We start from the raw sequence: 20,255 nt of genomic DNA on the forward strand, positions 1-20,255 counted from the left end.
TCGGGAGCTCTCGGCATTCTTGTATAATCAAAAAATCACTGCAGATTTTAACATTAACTTGGCAAAAGCTTTGTTACATCAATGTTAGATTTCGTCTTCGTACACAGCTGACTCATCTTGAGATACTTTCGTAAGTACACCTGCTGCTACCTCTTCAAGTGCTTTCCCTACATATTTATAGGAAACATATTTGTGCAAGCGCTCAGTACCTTCAATCTCTTGCATTTGACGAGCACGTTTTGACGCTAAGCTTACTAAAGAATATTTTGAATCGATCTCTTTTTTTAAGGCATCTACTGATGGGTATAACATTGGTTTATTCTCCTCTCAACATTGACAAATATCTTTTTTCAACACGTTCTCTTCGACAATGCTCGGCTTTAATAATCGCATTTATACGATCACAGGCATTTGTCACTTCATCATTTTCAACTACATAATCATATAAGCTCATCATTTCAAGCTCTTCACTTGCAGTTGCGATGCGCTTCGCAATAACATCCGCTGTCTCTGTCCCACGCCCAACTAAACGATCTTTTAATTCCGTTAAACTTGGAGGGGCTAAGAAAATAAATAAGGCATCCGGTGCTTTTTTACGAATTTGCGCTGCTCCTTGTACTTCAATCTCCAAAAACACATCACGACCAGCATCAAGTGTTTCATTTACATACGTTAACGGAGTGCCGTAGTAATTCCCTACAAATTCAGCGTGTTCTAATAAGCCACCTTGTTCAATTAACGTTTCAAACTCTTCACGCGACTTAAAAAAATAGTCTACACCATCTACTTCACCTTCGCGAGGATTTCGTGTTGTCATTGAGATGGAATACTCATAATTCGTATTCGGTTGAGAAAATAATTCTTTTCGCACTGTCCCTTTTCCTACACCAGATGGGCCAGACAGAACAATTAATAATCCACGTTCTTTTATCATTTATTCTCTATATCTCCCTTAATTTATAACAGATGCAAGCATATTATTCGATATTTTGAACTTGTTCTCGCATCTTTTCTAAAATTGTTTTCGCCTGAACTACTGCAACGGCTGCTTCTGTCGATTGATTTTTTGAACCTATTGTATTAATTTCGCGATGAATCTCCTGCATTAAAAAGTCTAATTTACGTCCGATTGAAACTGTTTCTAGTAACGTTTCTTCCAGTTGGTTAAAATGACTATCTAAACGATCTAACTCTTCTGTTATGTCCACTCGTTCAGCAAATATCGCTACTTCTGCGAGCAAACGGTCTTCTAAGAGCGCTCCATCTGCTATTTCAGCAATTCGTTCTAATAATCGCGTACGATATTTTTCAACAGCAAGTGATGAATACGAGCGAATTTGATTCACTTGTTCCATTAACTGTTCCTTATATTGTACAACAACATCTTGCAATTCTTGCCCTTCACGCTCACGCATTTGGATCAACTGTCTAGTAGCTTCTGTCACCGCATGCTCAACTGCCCCCAATAAATCCTCTGGCGTTAGTTGCGGTTTTTTCTGTACTAACGCTTGCTCTAGCGCTAATAGCTCCTGCATTGTCCATTTTTCTTCTAGGGGTACTTTACTTGCTAATTGCTCTTTTGCCTTACGATACGCTTCAATTAATGACCAATTAATTTCAATAGATTGCTCGACGTTTTCTAAATCCTTCACATCTACCATCACATCAATTTTTCCACGTGATAAAGCTTGTGAAATCAATTTCTTAGCAAAAATTTCTGCTTCAAGCCATTCTTTTGGGAACTTTGCATGAATTTCTAAAAAACGATGGTTGACCGAGCGTATTTCTACGGTTAACTGAAAGTCTCTTGTTGTTGTGACACCTCTGCCAAAACCAGTCATACTACGCACCAAGGTTCGTCACACCTTTCTTTGCATACTGGGATTATTATAACATAAGCTCTGTCATTTATGACGTCTCTCCACAAAAAATTCGCTAGTGCAAAAATTAATTCTACCACATCTGAAGCTATATTTTAATATTCACCTAAAAAATGCTATGATAAACATACAAAAAAATGCATTCATACATGAGATGGCTGTTTGAACACAATTTATAATAGGAAGAATCCCATCCTATATGTTCATATACACAGACAAATATGGCGCAAAAATTACTATTATATACGAATACACAATGATGCAATATATCGTTGGAAAGAGGAATTAAAATGGCATTCGATGGCTTATTTACTTATTCAATGACAACAGACCTGCAACAATTAGTAACAGGTCGCATTACTAAAATACATCAACCTAATGCTCAAGAAGTTGTTTTACAAGTTCGCGCAAATGGTGGCAACCACAAATTATTGTTTTCTATCCACCCTTCCTATGCACGTGTACATCTTACTGAGCAAACAATAGAAAACCCCGCGGAACCTCCTATGTTTTGTATGTTATTACGTAAACATTTAGAAGGTGGTTTTATTTCATCTATTAAACAGCACGACCTAGATCGCATTATTATAGTAGAAATCCATAGTAAAAATGAAATTGGCGATCCAATTGTACGGGAATTACACGCAGAAATTATGGGTCGCCATAGTAACCTGCTATTAATTGATAAGGAACAAAATAAAATTATCGATAGTTTAAAACATTTATCACCATCGATGAATAGTTTCCGCACAATATTACCTGGACAGCCTTATATTGCACCACCTGCCCAAAATAAATGGCAACCCCTATCGGTCTCAGATGAGCAGTTAACAGCATTTTTTACTGAGCCGAAAACAGCAAAAGAAGTTGTTTCGCAATTTGTCGGCTTTTCTCCATTACATGCCGAGGAATTATTATTCCGCTTAACAACTGCAACTAATAAAGTAGTATGCTTCAGAGACTTTATGGCAGCCTTTCGTGATGGCGGCACAGAACCAATGTATGTATTTTCCAATAACAAAACCTATTTCTCTCCTATCGCTTTAACCCATTTACAAGGAGAAAAAACTGTTTATCCAAATGTACATGAACTGCTTGACCGCGTATTTTTTGCACGTGCTGAGCGAGATCGTGTGAAACAACAAGCTGGAGATTTAGAACGCTGGCTACAAAACGAAATCGATAAATTGTCATTAAAGATAAAAAAATTGACGAAAGACTATGAGCGTGCTTCCAAACTAGATCAATTCCAATTATTTGGGGAACTGCTTATGGCCAATATATACGCTTTCGAAAAAGGTGTGAAGGAAGTAACAGTAACTAACTATTATAGTGAGTCCGCTGAAGAAATTACGATTCCTGTAAGCGAACGTAAAACACCTATTGAAAATGCGCAAAGTTATTACACAAAATACACAAAGGCTAAAAATGCCCTTATTATGGTACAAGAGCAACTTGAAAAAACAAAAGAAGAAATTACTTATTTTGAGATGCTAGCTCAACAGGTTCAACAAGCAGCTCCGGGTGATATAGAAGAAATACGTGAAGAATTAGCGGAACAAGGTTATTTAAAACTACGTCACGCTAAGAAAAAGAAAAAACAACTAAAACCTGAACCAGAACATTATATATCATCTACAGGGACACCTATTTCTGTAGGCAAAAACAATAAACAAAATGATATGCTAACATTTAAAATTGCTAAACGTACTGATATATGGCTACATACAAAGGACATACCGGGTTCACATGTAGTCATTCATGCTACTGAGCCAGATGATACGACATTGCGAGAAGCTGCGACACTTGCCGCTTACTTCTCAAAAGCGCGCGACTCTTCCTCTGTTCCAGTAGATTATACAGAAATACGTCAAGTCAAAAAGCCAAATGGAGCTAAACCTGGATTTGTTATCTATTTCGAACAAAAAACATTGTTTATCGATCCAGATGAAACTGTCATTTTACAGTTAAAAAAACAGTCTTAAAGATAGGAATACGATGCTAATTGCATCGTATTTTTCTTTCACAAAGTTCTTTCTCCGCAATGTGTACTATATATAGATAAAAATCAATGCCTTTTGTGTTTTTTACAGGCTATGTTCCCTATTACGATATTTTAAGATTTCCACAATGATTATTCTGAACTGTTTCTACCTTCTGTTATTGACTTCTAGCTTCCACGATGTCTTAATTTAACTATAAAAATTTTTATCATTTCAGAAAGGGCGTATTCACTATGTCTGTTGGCAAAAAGTTAAGCTTCGGTTTTTTCTCGATCATCTTTACCTTATTCATTTCTTTGCTTATTTTGTTTATACAATTTTCTAAAATTGAGAGTAAAGTTGAAGATGCATTAGAAAATCGCGTCTCCTTAGTTGAACTATCGGATAATATTAAAATTGAATTAGCGACGCAAGGTCTTTTTATTCGCGCAATGTTTATTGAAGATACTCCATATAATAAGGAGAGTTTCGAAAAATATTCATTAATGCTTGATAAGCATGTTGAGGAAATTACAGAAAAAGCAGATTCACCCGAAATGATTGAATACACTAAAGAGCTTAATACATATAACAATGCTTTTAACAAAGCAGCTGATACTGTTTTAGCTTTACATGATGAAGGTAATATAGAAGAAGCTTTAAAAAAAGTAAATGGTGAAGCCCAACAAGCTAACATAGGGTTATCAGAAGTCTCTGATAAAATTGTAGATTACCAAAAGAATCAACTAGAAATTATTACGAAGGAATCTAAACAGGCAGTAAAAAACTCTCAAATTATTTCGGTTATTGCGCTTACTATTGGTGTAACACTCGGCTTATTCCTTATGTTCTATGTACAACGTAAAATTACTCGCCCTTTAAAATCAGTAGTAGTTGCTGCTAACAATATTGCAAATGGTGAATTATATCATCAAGATATTGCAAATCAATCTAAAGATGAAATTGGCCAGCTAGCAGTAGCCTTTAACACGATGAAAAGTAACGTTCGTAGTTTAATGACACATATACAAGAAAACTCCGAACATTTAACAGGCGCAGCCGAAGAGTTAACTGCCTCTACTGAAGAAGTTTCTGCTACAACAGACGAGGTTACATCACGTATTAATGACACCGCTGCGTCAGCAGTAGCCGCAACAGTTGCTGCAAAGGAAAGTGCTGCGGCTATGGATGAAACTGCAACAGGGGTACAACGTATTGCAGAAGCAACACAACAGCTTCACCATAGTGCTATTGCTACATCTGAAACAGCCAACAGTGGTAACAGCATTATAGAAGAAGCACAGCAACAAATGAACGTCATCAATGATTCAACTCAACTGATTAACACGCTCGTTCAAAAACTTAGTAAACAATCAGTAGAAATTAGCAATATTACAGAAGTTATAACAACAATTACGGATCAAACAAATTTACTTGCACTTAATGCCGCTATCGAAGCCGCACGTGCTGGTGAACACGGTAAAGGCTTCGCTGTAGTAGCAGACGAGGTACGCAAGCTAGCGGAAGAATCAAAACAATCTGCCAATCAAATTGTTGCTTTAACACAAGACATACAACAAGATACAAAAAATGTAGAAAAGGCAGTATTTGATGGCCTTCATTCTGTAACAGATGGTGTTAAAATGATAGGAAATGCAGGCATTGCTTTTGAATCTATCGTTACAGCAATTAATACAATGTCAGATCAAATTGAAGATATTTCTGCAACTTCTGAAGAAATATCTGCCAGTGCTGAACAAGTAGCAGCTTCTGTTGCTGAAATTGCTTATGGGGCTTCAGCAAGTGCTGACAATACGAAAATTATCGCTGAGGCAATGAAAGAACAAGCCGCAACAATCCAACAAGTAAACTTAGTAGCGACAGATTTAAGTGAGAAGTCTTTAGATTTACAAAATCAGATACATCAATTTAAGTTATAAACCTCAAAAAATACTCTAGGTAAACGACACATTGCGTTTGCCTAGAGTATTTTTCTATGCAATACATTTATTAAAAATCGAATGAATTGACGAACTTCAGATAAATTTTTAATAAGAAATCATTTTTATACAAAATACATATCACCATGTAGATATATGCCGAAAAAGAGAAAAACAAACTTCGAATTTTTATCTAAAAGTTAATAAATAGCGCTTTTTCATATATTCAACCGCTTTCCAAAGCGTCATAGTATTATTTTAAAAAAATATTAGACTACTCTTTTGTGCTTAAATGGAGCTATTCTATCTATTAAACCGCATGCTATTTAATACAAATTTCTCTCCTTTTCCCTTTTTTTCTCTCTTAAAGCTAAATACTAGATAAATACAAAACAAAATTTTTATATATCATTTATAGATAGTATTATTCATATTTTTAGATTAGAAATTACAAGAAATTACCTTATTAAAAATCATATTCACTTAGTTTTACGATGATTTTCTACAAAACTATATAAATTTCTTAAGGTATAACAACCGTGACTTTTGAATCATTTTTTATTGCGTCATAATATTATCGAAAAAATAGGAATTTTCGGTATAGTAAGTCATTTTTTTGATTTTGTTTTATTTTTGATATTTTTAGCTGTTTTAAATCAAATTCTCATTATTTAAACACTTTCGTGCACTGAAGTAATAGACCGAAGAAAATTATTATTCTTGTAAATGTCAGATAATACTATATAAATTTGAATCTTTTTTATTTTGTGCACAATGACTTTTTTGGTATATTAAATAGGAGCTTCACAAAAGGCTTAAAAATTGTATAAGGGGGATTCACATGAATAAGAACAAAAAGTTTTTATTACTTACAGTCCTTGCAGTATTTTCACTAGTACTTGCTGCATGTGGCTTCGGTGGAGATTCGTCTGATAAAGCAAAAGACGATAAAAAAGATTCTGGTTCATCAGAAACAGCTTCTTCTAAAGAGTTGAACGTAGTTGTAGCTTCTGAGCCGCCATCTTTACATCCACAACTTGCAACAGATACTACTTCTGGGGCAATTCTTCAAAACGTATTTGAAGGTTTAATGGTTTTAGACCTTGATGGAAAACCAGCTCCTGGTATGGCTGAAAGCTATACAGAGAGTGAAGATTTATTAACTTACACTTTCAAATTACGTGATGCAAAATGGACAAACGGAGATCCAGTAGTTGCTGGCGACTTCGAATATGCTTGGAAATGGGCTTTAAATCCTGAAAACTTATCTGAGTACGCATCTTTACTTTACCCAATTAAAGGCGCTGAAGCTTATAACTTAGGCGAAGGTTCTGCTGATGATGTTGGTGTTAAAGCTGAAGATGACAAAACTTTAGTTGTAACTTTACAACAACCAACAGCTTACTTCTTAGAGTTAGTTGCATTTAAAACATATGCTCCTTTAAATCAAAAAGTAGTTGAAGGCAATGATAACTGGTACACTGATGCTGGTGAAAACTTCGTAACGAACGGACCATTCACATTAGATACTTGGAAACACAATGATTCAGTAGTATTAAAGAAAAACCCTGAGTATTGGGATGCTTCTAGTGTAGCTCTAGATACTGTAAACATTGGTATGGTTGAAAATGAAGCAACTGCTTCAACAATGTTCAAAACTGGAGAAATCGATTATTTAGGTTCTCCTTATCAAACAGTTTCACTTGATGAAATTGATGGCTTTAAAGCAGACGGTTCATTACAAATCGCTGACTATGCTGGTGTATACTGGTACAAATTCAATACAACAGACAAAATTACTGGAAACGCTAACATCCGTAAAGCGTTAACATTAGCAATCGATCGTCAAGGCTTAATTGACAACATTACTAAAGGTGAACAAAAACCTGCTTTAGGTATGGTTCCATCTGCAATTAACGGTTTTGAAGAAGACCGTGGTTACTTCAAAGATAACGATATCGAAGGTGCTAAAGCAGCACTTGAAGCTGGTATGAAAGAACTTGGTATTAAAGATCCAAAAGATCTTAAAATTAATGTTTCATTCAATACAAGTGAAGGACATGCTTCTATTGCTCAATTCATCCAAGAAGGCTGGAGCAAAAACCTTGGTATTACTGTAGGTCTTGATAACTCTGAATGGCAAGTGTATTTAGAAAAACTTAACGTTCTTGACTACCAAGTAGGACGTATGGGTTGGATCGCTGACTACAACGATGCTTATTCATTCCTTGAAATGTATGATACAGCAGCAAATGGTAACAACGATACAGGCTGGGAAAACCCTAAATACAAAGAATTGTTAAAACAATCTATTGCTGAAGGTGATTCTGCTAAACGTTTAGACCTATTAAAACAAGCTGAATCTATCGCAGTTTCAGAATTCCCTGTTGCGCCAATCTACTACTACACTAACCTTTCAGTAGTTGATAAAAAAGTTAAAAACATGGTTCCAGATATTTTAGGTAACATTAAACTTAAATATGTTGATGTGGAATAATTTTCACTACTGAATCTTTTATCTTTTAAGCTCTACAGCGAAGAGCTGCCTCGTGGCCACTTCGGCGCGAGTCAGCTCTTTTTAAAATACGAAGGCATTTATTTGTCAGAAAATTGACAAATAGAAGGAGGAGTTTTATGTGATTAAATATATTTTGAAAAGGCTGATGTATATACTTCTCGCGCTTTTCGTCATCGTAACGGCTACGTTTTTCTTAATGCGTCTTGCTCCAGGTAGTCCTTTTGCAAGTGAACGTAATTTCCCTCCTCAAATTGAGGAAAAGTTAAACGAAACGTATGGATTAAATAACCCTTGGTATATTCAATATAAAGATTATTTAATCGATACGGCCTCATTTAATTTCGGTGAGTCTATGAAGTATAAAGCGCGTTCTACAAATGATATGATTAATGAGAGCTTCCCAGTTTCGTTAACACTTGGGATTGAAGCTATGCTACTGGCGATTGGATTCGGTGTATTAATAGGCGTAGTTTCAGCGCTTTATCATAATAAATGGCCGGATTATTTGGCAACGACCTTTGCGGTGCTCGGTATTTCAGTACCATCATTTATTTTGGCAGGCTTAATGCAGTATTTCTTAGCCTTTAAATTAGGCTGGTTCCCTGTTAGTGGATGGAAGGGTTTCATCTATAGTGTTTTACCTGCCCTTGCTATCGCATTCTCACACATGGGTTTTATCGCAAAATTAACACGTTCAAGTATGCTTGAGCAAAATAGCAGTGATTATGTAAAAATGGCACGTGCTAAAGGAATTGGCAAATGGACAATCGTTTTCCGCCATACTTTACGAAATTCCTTACTGCCAGTTCTTACTTACCTTGGCCCATTAACAGCTGGTGTTGTAACAGGTAGTTTCATCGTTGAACAAATATTCGCAATCCCTGGTCTAGGTAAACACTTTGTACAAAGTATTACAAACCGTGATTACACAGTTATCATGGGAACGACAGTGTTCTATTCAATCATCCTTTTATTTGCGGTATTAATTGTCGATATTCTATATAGCATTGTTGATCCGCGAATTAAGTTGAAGGGAGCGAAAAAGTAATGACACAGCAACCGATTAACAAAGATATGTTTAAAATTGTCGGTGGAAATCATGAAGCAACAGATAAATTAGCTGATAAATCCGTTTCCTTCTGGAAGGAAGTATTTATTCGCTTTTCACATAATAAAATGGCAATTTTCGGTTTAATTACACTGATTATCGTTATTATAATGGCGATTACTGTTCCAATGCTTTCACAATATAAATATAGCGATCAACTTGGTGTCTACAACAGTCCCCCATCTGCTGATTTTTGGTTTGGGACAGATGATTTAGGTCGTGATATTTTCGTACGTATTTGGGCAGGTGCTCGTATTTCCCTATTTATCGGGATTACAGCGGCTGTTATTGACTTAGTGATTGGTGTTCTTTGGGGAAGTATTTCAGGTTTAGCAGGTGGTCGTGTTGATAATATTATGATGCGTATTGCCGACGTATTAACAGCTGTGCCTTACCTTTTAGTTGTAATCGTTTTATTAGTAGTTTTACAACCAGGTTTATTCCCTATGATTATCGCCCTTTCGATTACAGGCTGGATTAGCATGGCTCGTATCGTTCGTGGTGAAGTATTATCCATTAAAAATCAAGAATATGTACTTGCTGCACGTACTTTAGGTGCGAGCACAATGCATTTAATCTTAAAACATTTAATTCCAAATGCACTTGGTGCGATTTTAGTAACAATGACTCTAACAATTCCGTCTGCTATTTTCACCGAGTCATTCTTAAGTTATTTAGGACTTGGTGTTCCTGCTCCGCACGCTTCATGGGGTACAATGGCATCTGAAGGGAATAAAGCAATTACAAATGCCCCTTGGCGTTTAATTTTCCCAGCGGTATTTATCTCACTAACAATCTTTGCGTTTAACGCAGTTGGTGACGGCTTACGTGATGCATTAGATCCAAAACTACGTAAATAAGGAGGTGGCCGAAATGAGTAAAACAATTTTAGAAGTAAAAGATTTAAAAATTAACTTTAAAACATATGCAGGGCTTGTCCATGCTGTTCGTGGTGTAAACTTTGATTTAAAAGAAGGTGAAACACTAGCGATCGTTGGTGAATCTGGTTCTGGTAAGAGTGTTACGAGTAACGCCTTAATGAAATTAATTCCACAGCCACCTGGTATTTATGAGTCAGGACAAATTTTATTTAACGGCCGTGATTTAATTCCACTTTCTGATAAAGAAATGTCGAAAGTACGCGGAAATGAAATTGCTATGATCTTCCAGGATCCGATGACAAGTTTGAATCCAACTATGAAGGTCGGACGTCAAATAACTGAAGTAATTTTGCAACATAAGAAAGTTTCTAAGGCTGATGCTAAAAAACGCGCAATCGAACTTTTAACGCAAGTAGGTATCCCCTTCCCTGAAAAACGTTACAATCAATATCCACATGAATTTTCAGGCGGGATGCGTCAACGTGTTGTTATCGCTATTGCACTTGCGGCTGATCCTAAGCTGTTAATCGCCGATGAGCCAACAACTGCATTGGACGTAACAATCCAAGCACAAATTTTAGAATTAATGAAAGAAATCCAAAAAAGTTCTAAAACTTCTATCATTTTCATTACGCATGACTTAGGCGTTGTAGCTAACGTTGCTGACCGCGTAGCCGTTATGTATGCTGGTCAAATCGTCGAGTATGGTACAGTAAATGATATTTTCTATAATCCAAAACATCCTTATACATGGGGATTACTTGGTTCTATGCCTGATTTAGATAGTAATGAGGACGAGCTATTACGTACGATTCCTGGTTCACCTCCAGATCTTACGAACCCTCCAAAGGGAGATGCTTTTGCTGCTCGTAATGAATTTGCAATGGCGATTGACTATGAGCAAGAGCCGCCAATGTTCCAAGTAAGCGATACTCACTTTGCAAAAACTTGGTTGTTACATCCTGATGCGCCAAAAATTCCACTTCCAGATGCGGTTGCTAAACGTATTGAGGGCTTTTTAGCGAAGGAGGCAGAATTCAATGACTAAAACAGGTGCAAAAAAAATTCTTGAAATTAAAAACGTAAAGCAATACTTTGGTTCACCAAGCAACCCTATTAAAGCTGTTGATGGTATTAGCTTTGATGTTTATGAAGGTGAAACACTTGGACTTGTTGGAGAATCAGGCTGTGGTAAATCGACGACTGGTCGCTCAATCATTCGCCTATATGATATTACAGATGGCGAAATTATTTTCGATGGTCAAAACGTGCATGGTAAAAAATCAAAAAGCGATTTAAAGACTTTTAATCGTCAAATGCAAATGATTTTCCAAGATCCATATGCTTCGTTAAACCCTCGTATGACAGCTGGGGAAATCATTGCAGAAGCTTTCGATATTCATGGCTTATACAAGGATAAGAAAGAACGTCGCGAAAAAATCAACCAATTGCTTGAAGCTGTAGGTTTAAACAAAGAGCACGCCAATCGTTACGCACATGAATTCTCAGGTGGTCAACGTCAGCGTATCGGTATCGCTCGTGCCCTTAGCTTAGATCCAAAGTTCATCATTGCCGATGAACCAATCTCTGCACTTGACGTATCGATTCAAGCGCAAGTTGTTAACTTATTAAAACAACTACAAAAAGAACGTGGCTTAACATACCTGTTCATTGCCCATGACCTTTCAATGGTTAAATACATCAGTGATCGTATCGCCGTTATGTATCGTGGTAAAATTATGGAAATTGGTAAAGCCGATGATATTTATAATCATCCTGTTCATCCTTATACAAAATCATTATTATCAGCAATCCCGCTTCCAGACCCAATGTCAGAAAAGCGTCGTCAACGTATTCCTTACAAACATACAGAAGTTGACGAAAGCGCAACATACCATGAAGTTGGCGAACAACATTATGTATATGGTACTGCTGACCTTGTGAAAACATGGGTTGCCACTAAATAATATATGATCCATCCATTGAACTTATGCAATGGATGGATCTTTTTTTTTGAGGATTCGATTATTCATCTCTTCTATAAATTGTAAGAAATACTATATTTACCATTATACACTTATTTTATCGGTGCATCAGCTATTAGTTCAAGATCTTGTATCTCTGTACCCGTTTCCCGATCAATATTATAGCTTTTTATGCGTTTATTGATTGCTATCGTTGACGTGCGGAAATACATTGGTATTATCATTGCCTTGTCACTCATATATTCTTGCCATGAACGGAATGCCTTTGCTCGATATGTTGCATCCAATGCCTCTTCTGAGTCAATATCATTTAATAGCTTTGTTAAGTCATCAGAAACGTAGCGACTAAAGTTAAATGCGGCTCCTTTGCTGTACAACCCTGCTGGTGACGGGTTCGTGCCAGTACTCCAAGCAGCCATATACATATCAATTTCAGGATCATCTGCTTGTACTTTATCGTAGAAGTTGTTGAATTCAATTAAACGCCCTGTCGTTAATTGCACATCTAAGCCTACCTCTTTCCAGTTTTGGCGATAGTACTCGACGATCGCTTCATCCGTATCAGAACCTGACATCGCCGCTAAACGAATGGTAAACTTGTTGCCCTCTTTATCTTCACGAATACCGTCACCATCTATATCTTTATAGCCCGCTGCATCTAATAATTCTTTCGCTTTCTCAGTATCATAATGATAGCCCTCAAGCGCTCCATCATAGTATGTTTTAAATGCTGGTGGAATTAATGAATTCGCACGCACTCGCAGACCTTGATAAAATCTATCTGTTACGGTTTCGATATCCATTGCATAGGCAATCGCTTGTCGTAATTGGATATCATTCATTTTGGCGTTTTCGTCATAAATATTTTCACCTTTTTCTTGATCGTATTTTCCTAATTTAAAGCCGAGATAGCTGTATGATAATTCAGGGCGCCCTAAAATCGAAATATTCGATAAATTTTTTATAGTATCATATTGTGTAGCAGGGACTGAAGCGATATCAAATCGCCCTGCTTTCAACGCTTCACCAACAGTTGAAGTGGAAACGACTTGTACAATAAGCTTTTCAATTTTCGGTTTTCCTTTAAAATAGTGTTCATTTGCTACAAACTGCACGGACTCTCCATTCACAATTTGCTCAAACTTAAATGGTCCAAGTGTGATTGGATTTTTTCTTACAGCATCAGATGAAATTAAATCTTTTATCGCAATGGATTTTAGTTGATGCTTAGGCGCTGCATAGCCCCATAAACCATCGCCACCTGAATAAATAGCAGGTGACACTTTCTTTAAAGAAATTTCAATCGTTTTATCATCAATCTTTTTAATACCAGAAATTGTAGTAGCTTTGCCATCATGATATTCTTCTGCGCCTACAATATTTTTGAAATTGTCATCATAACGTACGCCTTCATAATCGGGATGGCCGATTATTTCATATGGATAGATTAAATCCTCTGCCGTTAATGGCGTTCCATCCGACCATTTTACATCACTTTGAATAGTGATTGTCGCTTTTTTATTGTCAGTATCAACTTCTAACTTGGCTATTCCTTCATCTGTTATTAGAAAGTCTCCATCGACTTCGAATAGACCATTTGAAGCATAGCCTGTAATAGAACTATCTGTGGCGTCCGCAGAAAGTTCAGCTAAGAAAATGCCTTTGAATGGTGAATCTGAAACAAGCCCTACATGTAATGTGCCTCCTTGAATGGCTTCACCCTCATTTATTACTTCAGTCGGTAGTAAACTTGTATCTATTTTGTTATCCTCTGTTTGTGCTGGTTTATCATTACTGCCTTCAGGCTCGTTTGCCTGCTCTTTATCGGTACGATTGCAGGCAGCTAATAGCAATAGGAATGCTAACATTACGGATAGTATTGACCATTCTTTTCTCATCGGTATTTCCTCCCCATTTCTTCCAATGAATCTCACTTCTCTTTATATTAGTTACATCATAAACATTGCCCTATTTAATTGCTGTGTCTGCTATGAATTCAACATTTTGTAGCTCTGTAACATTTCCGTATTTAATAGTGTAGTTTTTTATGCGTTTATTGACAGGAATAATTTCAGTACGGAAATACATTGGTATAATCGTTGCCTTTTCATGCATATATTCTTGCCATGCACGGAAAGCCTGTGCACGATAATCTGTATCTAGCGCTTCCTCAGAATCGATATTATTTAATAAATTCGTCAGCTCTTCCGAAACATAGCGACTGAAGTTAAACGCTGCGCCTTTACTATATAATCCTGCTGGAGATGGATTTGTTCCAGTTCCCCAAGCCCCCATATACATATCAATTTCAGGATCATCTGCTTCTACTTTATCGTAGAAGTTGTTGAATTCAAGAAGACGCCCTGTCGTTAATTGCACATCTAAACCAACATCCTTCCAATTTTGACGATAGTACTCAACGATCGCTTCATCCGTATCAGAGCCAGCTATCGCCGCTAAACGAATAGCAAACTTATTACCGTTTTTATCTTCACGAATACCATCACCATCTGTATCTTTATAGCCTGCTGCATCTAGTATTTCTTTCGCTTTTTCAGGATTGTAGTGATATCCCTCTAGCGTTTCATCGTAGTATGATTTAAAAGCTGGTGGGATTAGAGAATTGGCACGCTCTCGTAACCCTTGATAAAATTTATCTGTTACAGTTTCAATATCCATTGCATAGGCAATCGCTTTACGTAAATCAATATCATTCATTTTTGCCTTTTCATCATAAATATTTTCGCCTTTTTCTTTGTCATATTTCCCTAACTTAAAGCCGAGATAGCTGTATGATAATTCAGGACGCCCTAATATCGAAATATTCGATAAATTTTTAATACTATCATATTGATTAGCTCTAAATTCTGATGTTATATCAAATTTCCCTGTTTTCAGCGCTTCCCCAACGGAAGTTGCTGGTACAACTTGCACAACCACTTTATCAATTTTTGGTTTACCTTTATAGTAGTGTTCATTTGCTACAAACTGTACGGACTCACCATTGACTATATTGTCAAATTTAAATGGCCCTAGTGTAATTGGATTTTTGCGAACGACATCAGATGAAATTAAATCTTTTACGGCAATGGATGCAAGTTGATGTTTCGGTGCTGCATAGCCCCATAAACCATCACCACCTGAATAAATTGCAGGTGATATTTTCTTAAAAGTAATTTCAATCGTTTTATTATCTATTTTTTTAATACCAGAAATCGTTTCTGTTTTGCCATCATGATATTCTTCTGCCCCTACAATATTTTTGAAGTCATCATCGTAGCGTACACCTTCATAATCGGGATGACCAATTATTTCATAAGGATAGATTAGGTCTTCCGCGGTTAATGGCGTTCCATCCGACCACTTTACATCTCCTTGAATCGAAATCATTACTTTTTTATTATCTGCATCGACGTCTAACTTGGCGATGCCTTTATCAGTTATTAAAAAGTCTTCATCTACGACAAATAAATTATTTGTTGCGTAGCCCATAATTTCTGCATCATAGACATCTGCATAAAGCTCCCAGGAGAAAACTCCTTTGAAAGGCGAATCTGTCACAAGCCCTACATGTAATGTGCCCCCTTGAATAGTGTCCCCTTCGTTTGTTACTTCAACTGGAAGAGTACTTGTATCTACTTTGTTATCTTCCGTTTGTGCTGGCTTATCGTTGCTGCCTTCAGCTTCGTTTGCTTGCTTTTTATCGTTGCGATTGCAGGCAGCTAATAGCAATAAGATTGCCAACGTAACGATAGTCATCAACCACTTTTTCCTCATTGTTATAGCCTCCTCTGTTATCCCAATCTTTGTTTTGCATCAGCGGCGCGACGAAGTGCTTGTCCTATATAATTAATACCGAGCATTAAAACTAAAATTAATAAAGATGCTGGTAGCCAAACCCACCATTTGTCTGCTAAGACGAGCGGATTTCTTGCATAGCTTACTAAAGTTCCTAAACTTGGTGTCGAAGGTGGTAGCCCAAATCCTAAAAATGATAGCCCTGTTTCAATCCCAATATTACCCGCAAGACTTAATGTAAACTCTACTATTAAAATCGAACTTAAATTTGGTAATACCCCTTTAAACATAATAGCGATATCACTTGTCCCCATCGTTTTGGATGCACTTACATAATCCCGTCGCCCTTCTGATAAAGCTTTACTTCGAATTAACCGAGCAATCCCTATCCATTGAAATGCACTAATAATAATAACGAGCTCAAGAACGCCATATTCTGGAATGATAGAAACAAGGACAATAAAAATCATAAGTGTCGGTAATGTAATAATAAAATCAATTATTCGCATCATCACATTATCCACAATACCGCTGTAATAGCCCATAATAATTCCCATAGCTATGCCTATAATATTGGCTATCACCGTTACCCATATAGCAATTAAAAGCGAATTTTTCGCCCCAATAATTAACTGACCTAGCACATCACGCCCTGCTTCATCTGCTCCAAGAATGTAACCATTAACACCTGGTTCTGTATAGCGTTCTAGCAAATTAATTTTCAATACTTCTTCTTGGTTGAGCATCCATGCTGCAATAAAAATCGTTAACATAATAATCGTGACACCAAAAAAGGAAAACATCGCTACTTTATCTTTTTTAAACTCTCGTAAAACGACTTGTATACCTGTCGGCGGAGAGTTTTCCATCATATTCGTCTCGTAAGTTTGTTGCGTCATTCATATTCACCTCTTCTTACACATTATGTTAGTCGTTAGTCTATACGGATACGAGGATCCACAATGCTCATAATAATGTCCGACAGCAGACTACCTAATAATGCTAAGAAACCATAGAGCATGATGAGTGCAGTAATGACACTATAGTCGCGACTCGTTATTGAACTAATAAACAATTCCCCCATACCTGGGTAGCCATAAATAGTTTCTATGAAAATCGAGCCACCTAATAAACCTGTTATTGTAAACCCTAAAAACGCTGCAATAGGAAGAACTGAATTGCGGAAAATATGTCGCGCATATATTCTACGGATTGGAATGCCTTTACTTCGAGCTGTTTTTACATAATCTTGTGTTTTAGCATCAATAATTTCCGAGCGTAAATATTGGATAATCCCTGTAGTACCTAAAATAGCTGCCGTCATAGCAGGCAATAGCAAGTGATATATTTTATTCCAAAAATAGGCCATCGTTCCTGATTCAAGTCCAACATCAACGGTTCCACTCGTTGGGAACCACATTAAGCGATAACCAAAAACGAACAAGAAAACGAGAGATAATACAAAAGTGGGAATTGCGAAGCTAATAAAACTGTATAGGATAATCGATTTATCTAAAAATGTATCTTGCTTACGTCCTGCAAGCATTCCCAATGGTATGGCGAGCAAGTAGACTAGTATGACACTAAGTAATGAAAGCCAAAATGTATTAAGTGCACGCTCACCAATAAGAGTGGACACCGCAATTTTATATGTATAGCTTTGTCCAAAATCACCTTGAAAGGCATTCGTAATCCAGCGATAATATTGAACATACCAAGGATCATAGAAGCCCGCTTGTATGCGTAGTTCCTCAATCCTCGAAGGATCTGTCTCTGGTGTAATTAATCCTGTAAAAGGATCGCCAGGCATTTGTTTTGCCAAAATAAATATAATTAAACTTAATATAAACATTTGGGGAATCATTACAATAATGCGTCTCACAACAGTTTTCCACATTTTACAATCCCTCCTGCTCAATTTCAGACATCGCTACTTTATGGGTCTCTGAAATGGATTTTAAAGGGTATACTTTACCATTCTCATCATAATAGTGATGATGATCTTTGCGATACTTCTCTTCGACTTTTTGCCGAGCTGCTTTACGCGCCATCCTCGTTTCAGGCTCAATATGTGGGATAGCTGACAACAGGCGATTTGTGTAAATATGCTGTGGATTGATGTAAATATCCTGACGGGTACCCGTTTCAACAAAGCGCCCCTTGTACATGATTGCAATGTAATCACACATATGTTTTACGACTCCGAGGTCATGAGATATAAATAAGTAACTTAGCCCATATTCTTGCTGAATATCTTTCATAAAATTTAGTACTTGTGCTTGAACCGATAAATCAAGTGAGGATACAGGCTCGTCCGCAATAATCAATTTTGGATTAGTAGCAACTGCCCGCGCGATACCAAGACGTTGCTTTTGTCCTCCTGAAAATTCATGCGGATACTTTAACAAAACGTCCTCTGACATACCAACAATGGCAAGTAGCGCTTTAATACGCTTGCGTTCCTCCTGATCGCTGAGCTTCAAAAAATTGCGCATTGGCTCTGCTAGAATATCCAGTACACGCTTTCTTGGATTCATACTCGAGTGTGCGTCTTGGAAAATCATTTGAATATCTCTGTTATACGCAGAATTACGCTTACGTCGTTTATTAGTAACATCGTGCCCTTCATAAATGATTTGGCCAGACGTTACCTTTTCGAGACCAATGATTGCTTTACCTGTAGTTGATTTACCAGAACCTGATTCACCGACTAAACCATATGTTTTTCCTTTTTCAAACGCCATCGTCACACCATCAACCGCATACACTTTATCAATGACAGTATTAAAAAAGCCACCTCGTATTGAATAATGGACGTTTAAATCTTTAATTAGCATAAATGTCATACTGTCCACCTCCTAGCTCCCCTTCAAAGCAAAAGTGTTTCCAGCAGGTGCAACGAACAAAATGCCCCGGTGCAATTTCATGTAATTGTGGATCACTTTCATGTGCTGATGCATCAATCCACGGTATGCGTGCAGAGAAACGACAGCCTTCACGTGGCAAATTCATGAGCGAAGGCACCATACCCCGTATTACCTCTAGCCGTTCATTTTCCTCATGTGTTTGTGGAATTGAATTTAATAAGGAACGTGTATATGGATGTTTAGCATTATTAAACAGTTCTTGAACGGGTGCCTCTTCAATAACTTGCCCTGCATACATGACGGCTACACGGTCTGCAATTTCTGCCACAACACCTAAGTCATGGGTAATTAAAATAATGCCTGCTTGTGTCTCATCTTGAAGCGACTTTAAAAGGTCTAGAATCTGTGCTTGAATCGTTACATCTAAAGCTGTAGTCGGTTCATCAGCAATAATGATGGCCGGTTTACTGGATAGCGCTATCGCAATCATGACACGTTGGCGCATACCACCTGATAATTGATGCGGGAATTGTCTAGCAACCCGTTTAGGATGAGCAATCCCTACTTGCTCAAGCAATTCTAAAACACGTGCTTCACGTTGCTTTTTAGTTAGTGTTGTGTGATAAATAAGACCTTCCGCAATTTGTTCATGAATGCGCATTAATGGGTTTAAAGCTGAAAGAGGATCTTGAAATATAAAGCCAATATCATTGCCTCTTAATTGGTTGAATTGTACTTCACTTAACTTTGTTAAATTTTGTTGATTGTAAAGTATTTCCCCAGTCACTTTTGTATTCCCATCATTATGTAAGCCAACAATAGTTGTGGCTAACGTACTCTTCCCACAGCCCGACTCTCCTACTATCGCTAAAATCTCATTTTTTCTTAGTGAGAGCGAGACATCTTCTACTGCTGCGTGGTATGTGTCTTTAATACGAAAACTCGTTGTTAAATTGTTAATTGTTAATAAGTTTGTACACAAACAATCTCCCTCCAACATTCAGTTTTCTGACAAATACATTTATCTTTATTTCAAAATTATAATTTCCCTAAACTAACGCCTCCTATTTTTTTATTTTTGCTAAAGACAAGCACTTTTAGCTTGTTAATTACAAGTAAAGCAACCTGTCTTCACATAGATAGAATTATCTGATAATTGATTATAACGCTATTTTATTTAGTATTTATATGCAAAATCAAGCGTTTTTTTCAAATTATTATCATAAAAAAGAGTATTCTCACCTACTATTTATCTAGATGAATTTCATTTTCCACCTACCAATTTTACTTATTTGT

Annotated in this window: 16 protein-coding genes; 7 read left to right on the plus strand and 9 right to left on the minus strand. The window is 36.9% G+C overall.

Annotated elements, in window-relative coordinates:
• Positions 1 to 84 precede the first annotated feature (84 nt).
• From rpoZ to ACIP9G_RS15120, 3 genes are read right to left on the minus strand one after another with little or no spacing between them, the layout of a single operon-like run.
• Positions 85 to 312 carry a DNA-directed RNA polymerase subunit omega gene (gene rpoZ / locus ACIP9G_RS15110; RefSeq protein WP_173477811.1) on the minus strand — a complete coding sequence of 76 codons (228 nt, stop codon included), beginning with the start codon at positions 310 to 312 and terminating at the stop codon, positions 85 to 87.
• A 4-nt stretch (positions 313 to 316) separates the two neighbouring features.
• Positions 317 to 934: a guanylate kinase gene (gene gmk / locus ACIP9G_RS15115; protein ID WP_340825911.1), complete on the minus strand. Its 618-nt coding sequence runs from the start codon at positions 932 to 934 to the stop codon at positions 317 to 319.
• A gap of 43 nt (positions 935 to 977) precedes the next feature.
• On the minus strand, positions 978 to 1,853 hold the full coding sequence (locus ACIP9G_RS15120; protein WP_340825913.1) for a YicC/YloC family endoribonuclease: 876 nt from the start codon (positions 1,851 to 1,853) through the stop codon (positions 978 to 980).
• 317 nt (positions 1,854 to 2,170) lie between these two features.
• On the opposite strand from ACIP9G_RS15120, the gene ACIP9G_RS15125 reads away from it, so the two are divergent.
• The 7 genes from ACIP9G_RS15125 to ACIP9G_RS15155 all read left to right on the plus strand — a co-directional run bounded on the left by ACIP9G_RS15125 (position 2,171) and on the right by ACIP9G_RS15155 (position 12,276).
• A complete protein-coding gene (locus tag ACIP9G_RS15125) occupies positions 2,171 to 3,865 on the plus strand; it encodes an Rqc2 family fibronectin-binding protein (protein WP_340825914.1) in 1,695 nt (564 codons plus the stop codon).
• Positions 3,866 to 4,116: 251 nt separating this feature from the next.
• Positions 4,117 to 5,802, plus strand: a complete 1,686-nt coding sequence (locus ACIP9G_RS15130; protein ID WP_340825917.1) for a methyl-accepting chemotaxis protein — start codon at positions 4,117 to 4,119, stop codon at positions 5,800 to 5,802.
• An 841-nt stretch (positions 5,803 to 6,643) separates the two neighbouring features.
• A complete protein-coding gene (locus ACIP9G_RS15135) occupies positions 6,644 to 8,299 on the plus strand; it encodes a peptide ABC transporter substrate-binding protein (protein ID WP_401020438.1) in 1,656 nt (551 codons plus the stop codon).
• Between the two features lie 139 nt (positions 8,300 to 8,438).
• The gene (locus ACIP9G_RS15140) at positions 8,439 to 9,368 is read left to right on the plus strand and encodes an ABC transporter permease (protein ID WP_337981927.1); all 930 of its coding nucleotides are present in this window, start codon (positions 8,439 to 8,441) and stop codon (positions 9,366 to 9,368) included.
• Positions 9,368 to 10,288 carry an ABC transporter permease gene (locus ACIP9G_RS15145; RefSeq protein ID WP_340825922.1) on the plus strand — a complete coding sequence of 307 codons (921 nt, stop codon included), beginning with the start codon at positions 9,368 to 9,370 and terminating at the stop codon, positions 10,286 to 10,288. Before ACIP9G_RS15140 ends, ACIP9G_RS15145 begins: the two co-directional genes overlap by 1 nt.
• A 13-nt stretch (positions 10,289 to 10,301) precedes the next feature.
• The gene (locus ACIP9G_RS15150; protein WP_401020441.1) at positions 10,302 to 11,357 is read left to right on the plus strand and encodes an ABC transporter ATP-binding protein; all 1,056 of its coding nucleotides are present in this window, start codon (positions 10,302 to 10,304) and stop codon (positions 11,355 to 11,357) included.
• Positions 11,350 to 12,276, plus strand: a complete 927-nt coding sequence (locus tag ACIP9G_RS15155; protein ID WP_340825926.1) for an ABC transporter ATP-binding protein — start codon at positions 11,350 to 11,352, stop codon at positions 12,274 to 12,276. Before ACIP9G_RS15150 ends, ACIP9G_RS15155 begins: the two co-directional genes overlap by 8 nt.
• A gap of 110 nt (positions 12,277 to 12,386) precedes the next feature.
• Here ACIP9G_RS15155 and ACIP9G_RS15160 read toward each other — a convergent pair whose 3' ends face one another.
• The 6 genes from ACIP9G_RS15160 to ACIP9G_RS15185 form a co-directional block, all read right to left on the minus strand.
• The gene (locus tag ACIP9G_RS15160) at positions 12,387 to 14,192 is read right to left on the minus strand and encodes an oligopeptide ABC transporter substrate-binding protein (protein WP_401020444.1); all 1,806 of its coding nucleotides are present in this window, start codon (positions 14,190 to 14,192) and stop codon (positions 12,387 to 12,389) included.
• 70 nt (positions 14,193 to 14,262) lie between these two features.
• Positions 14,263 to 16,071, minus strand: a complete 1,809-nt coding sequence (locus ACIP9G_RS15165; RefSeq protein ID WP_401020447.1) for an oligopeptide ABC transporter substrate-binding protein — start codon at positions 16,069 to 16,071, stop codon at positions 14,263 to 14,265.
• Between the two features lie 17 nt (positions 16,072 to 16,088).
• On the minus strand, positions 16,089 to 16,991 hold the full coding sequence (locus ACIP9G_RS15170; RefSeq protein ID WP_401020449.1) for an ABC transporter permease: 903 nt from the start codon (positions 16,989 to 16,991) through the stop codon (positions 16,089 to 16,091).
• A gap of 35 nt (positions 16,992 to 17,026) precedes the next feature.
• Positions 17,027 to 17,989, minus strand: a complete 963-nt coding sequence (gene opp4B, locus ACIP9G_RS15175) for an oligopeptide ABC transporter permease (protein WP_401020451.1) — start codon at positions 17,987 to 17,989, stop codon at positions 17,027 to 17,029.
• Between the two features lies 1 nt (position 17,990).
• Positions 17,991 to 18,938, minus strand: a complete 948-nt coding sequence (locus tag ACIP9G_RS15180; protein WP_340825938.1) for an ATP-binding cassette domain-containing protein — start codon at positions 18,936 to 18,938, stop codon at positions 17,991 to 17,993.
• Positions 18,919 to 19,941 (minus strand): ABC transporter ATP-binding protein, encoded by a 1,023-nt coding sequence (locus ACIP9G_RS15185; protein WP_401020454.1) that lies wholly within the window; start codon positions 19,939 to 19,941, stop codon positions 18,919 to 18,921. The genes ACIP9G_RS15180 and ACIP9G_RS15185 overlap by 20 nt, the downstream gene beginning before the upstream one ends.
• Positions 19,942 to 20,255 lie beyond the last annotated feature (314 nt).

The sequence above is a fragment of the Lysinibacillus sp. NPDC093197 genome, assembly GCF_044754025.1.
In the GTDB taxonomy this organism is placed as follows: domain Bacteria; phylum Bacillota; class Bacilli; order Bacillales_A; family Planococcaceae; genus Lysinibacillus.

Coding starts and splice junctions, on each gene's coding strand:
- ACIP9G_RS15150 (WP_401020441.1), top strand. CDS start 10,302: ATGAGTAAAACAATTTTAGAAGTAAAAGATTTAAAAATTAACTTTAAA.
- ACIP9G_RS15170 (WP_401020449.1), bottom strand. CDS start 16,991: ATGACGCAACAAACTTACGAGACGAATATGATGGAAAACTCTCCGCCG.
- opp4B (WP_401020451.1), bottom strand. CDS start 17,989: ATGTGGAAAACTGTTGTGAGACGCATTATTGTAATGATTCCCCAAATG.
- ACIP9G_RS15130 (WP_340825917.1), top strand. CDS start 4,117: ATGTCTGTTGGCAAAAAGTTAAGCTTCGGTTTTTTCTCGATCATCTTT.
- ACIP9G_RS15160 (WP_401020444.1), bottom strand. CDS start 14,192: ATGAGAAAAGAATGGTCAATACTATCCGTAATGTTAGCATTCCTATTG.
- ACIP9G_RS15145 (WP_340825922.1), top strand. CDS start 9,368: ATGACACAGCAACCGATTAACAAAGATATGTTTAAAATTGTCGGTGGA.
- ACIP9G_RS15135 (WP_401020438.1), top strand. CDS start 6,644: ATGAATAAGAACAAAAAGTTTTTATTACTTACAGTCCTTGCAGTATTT.
- ACIP9G_RS15125 (WP_340825914.1), top strand. CDS start 2,171: ATGGCATTCGATGGCTTATTTACTTATTCAATGACAACAGACCTGCAA.
- ACIP9G_RS15155 (WP_340825926.1), top strand. CDS start 11,350: ATGACTAAAACAGGTGCAAAAAAAATTCTTGAAATTAAAAACGTAAAG.
- ACIP9G_RS15165 (WP_401020447.1), bottom strand. CDS start 16,071: ATGAGGAAAAAGTGGTTGATGACTATCGTTACGTTGGCAATCTTATTG.
- ACIP9G_RS15180 (WP_340825938.1), bottom strand. CDS start 18,938: ATGACATTTATGCTAATTAAAGATTTAAACGTCCATTATTCAATACGA.
- rpoZ (WP_173477811.1), bottom strand. CDS start 312: ATGTTATACCCATCAGTAGATGCCTTAAAAAAAGAGATCGATTCAAAA.
- gmk (WP_340825911.1), bottom strand. CDS start 934: ATGATAAAAGAACGTGGATTATTAATTGTTCTGTCTGGCCCATCTGGT.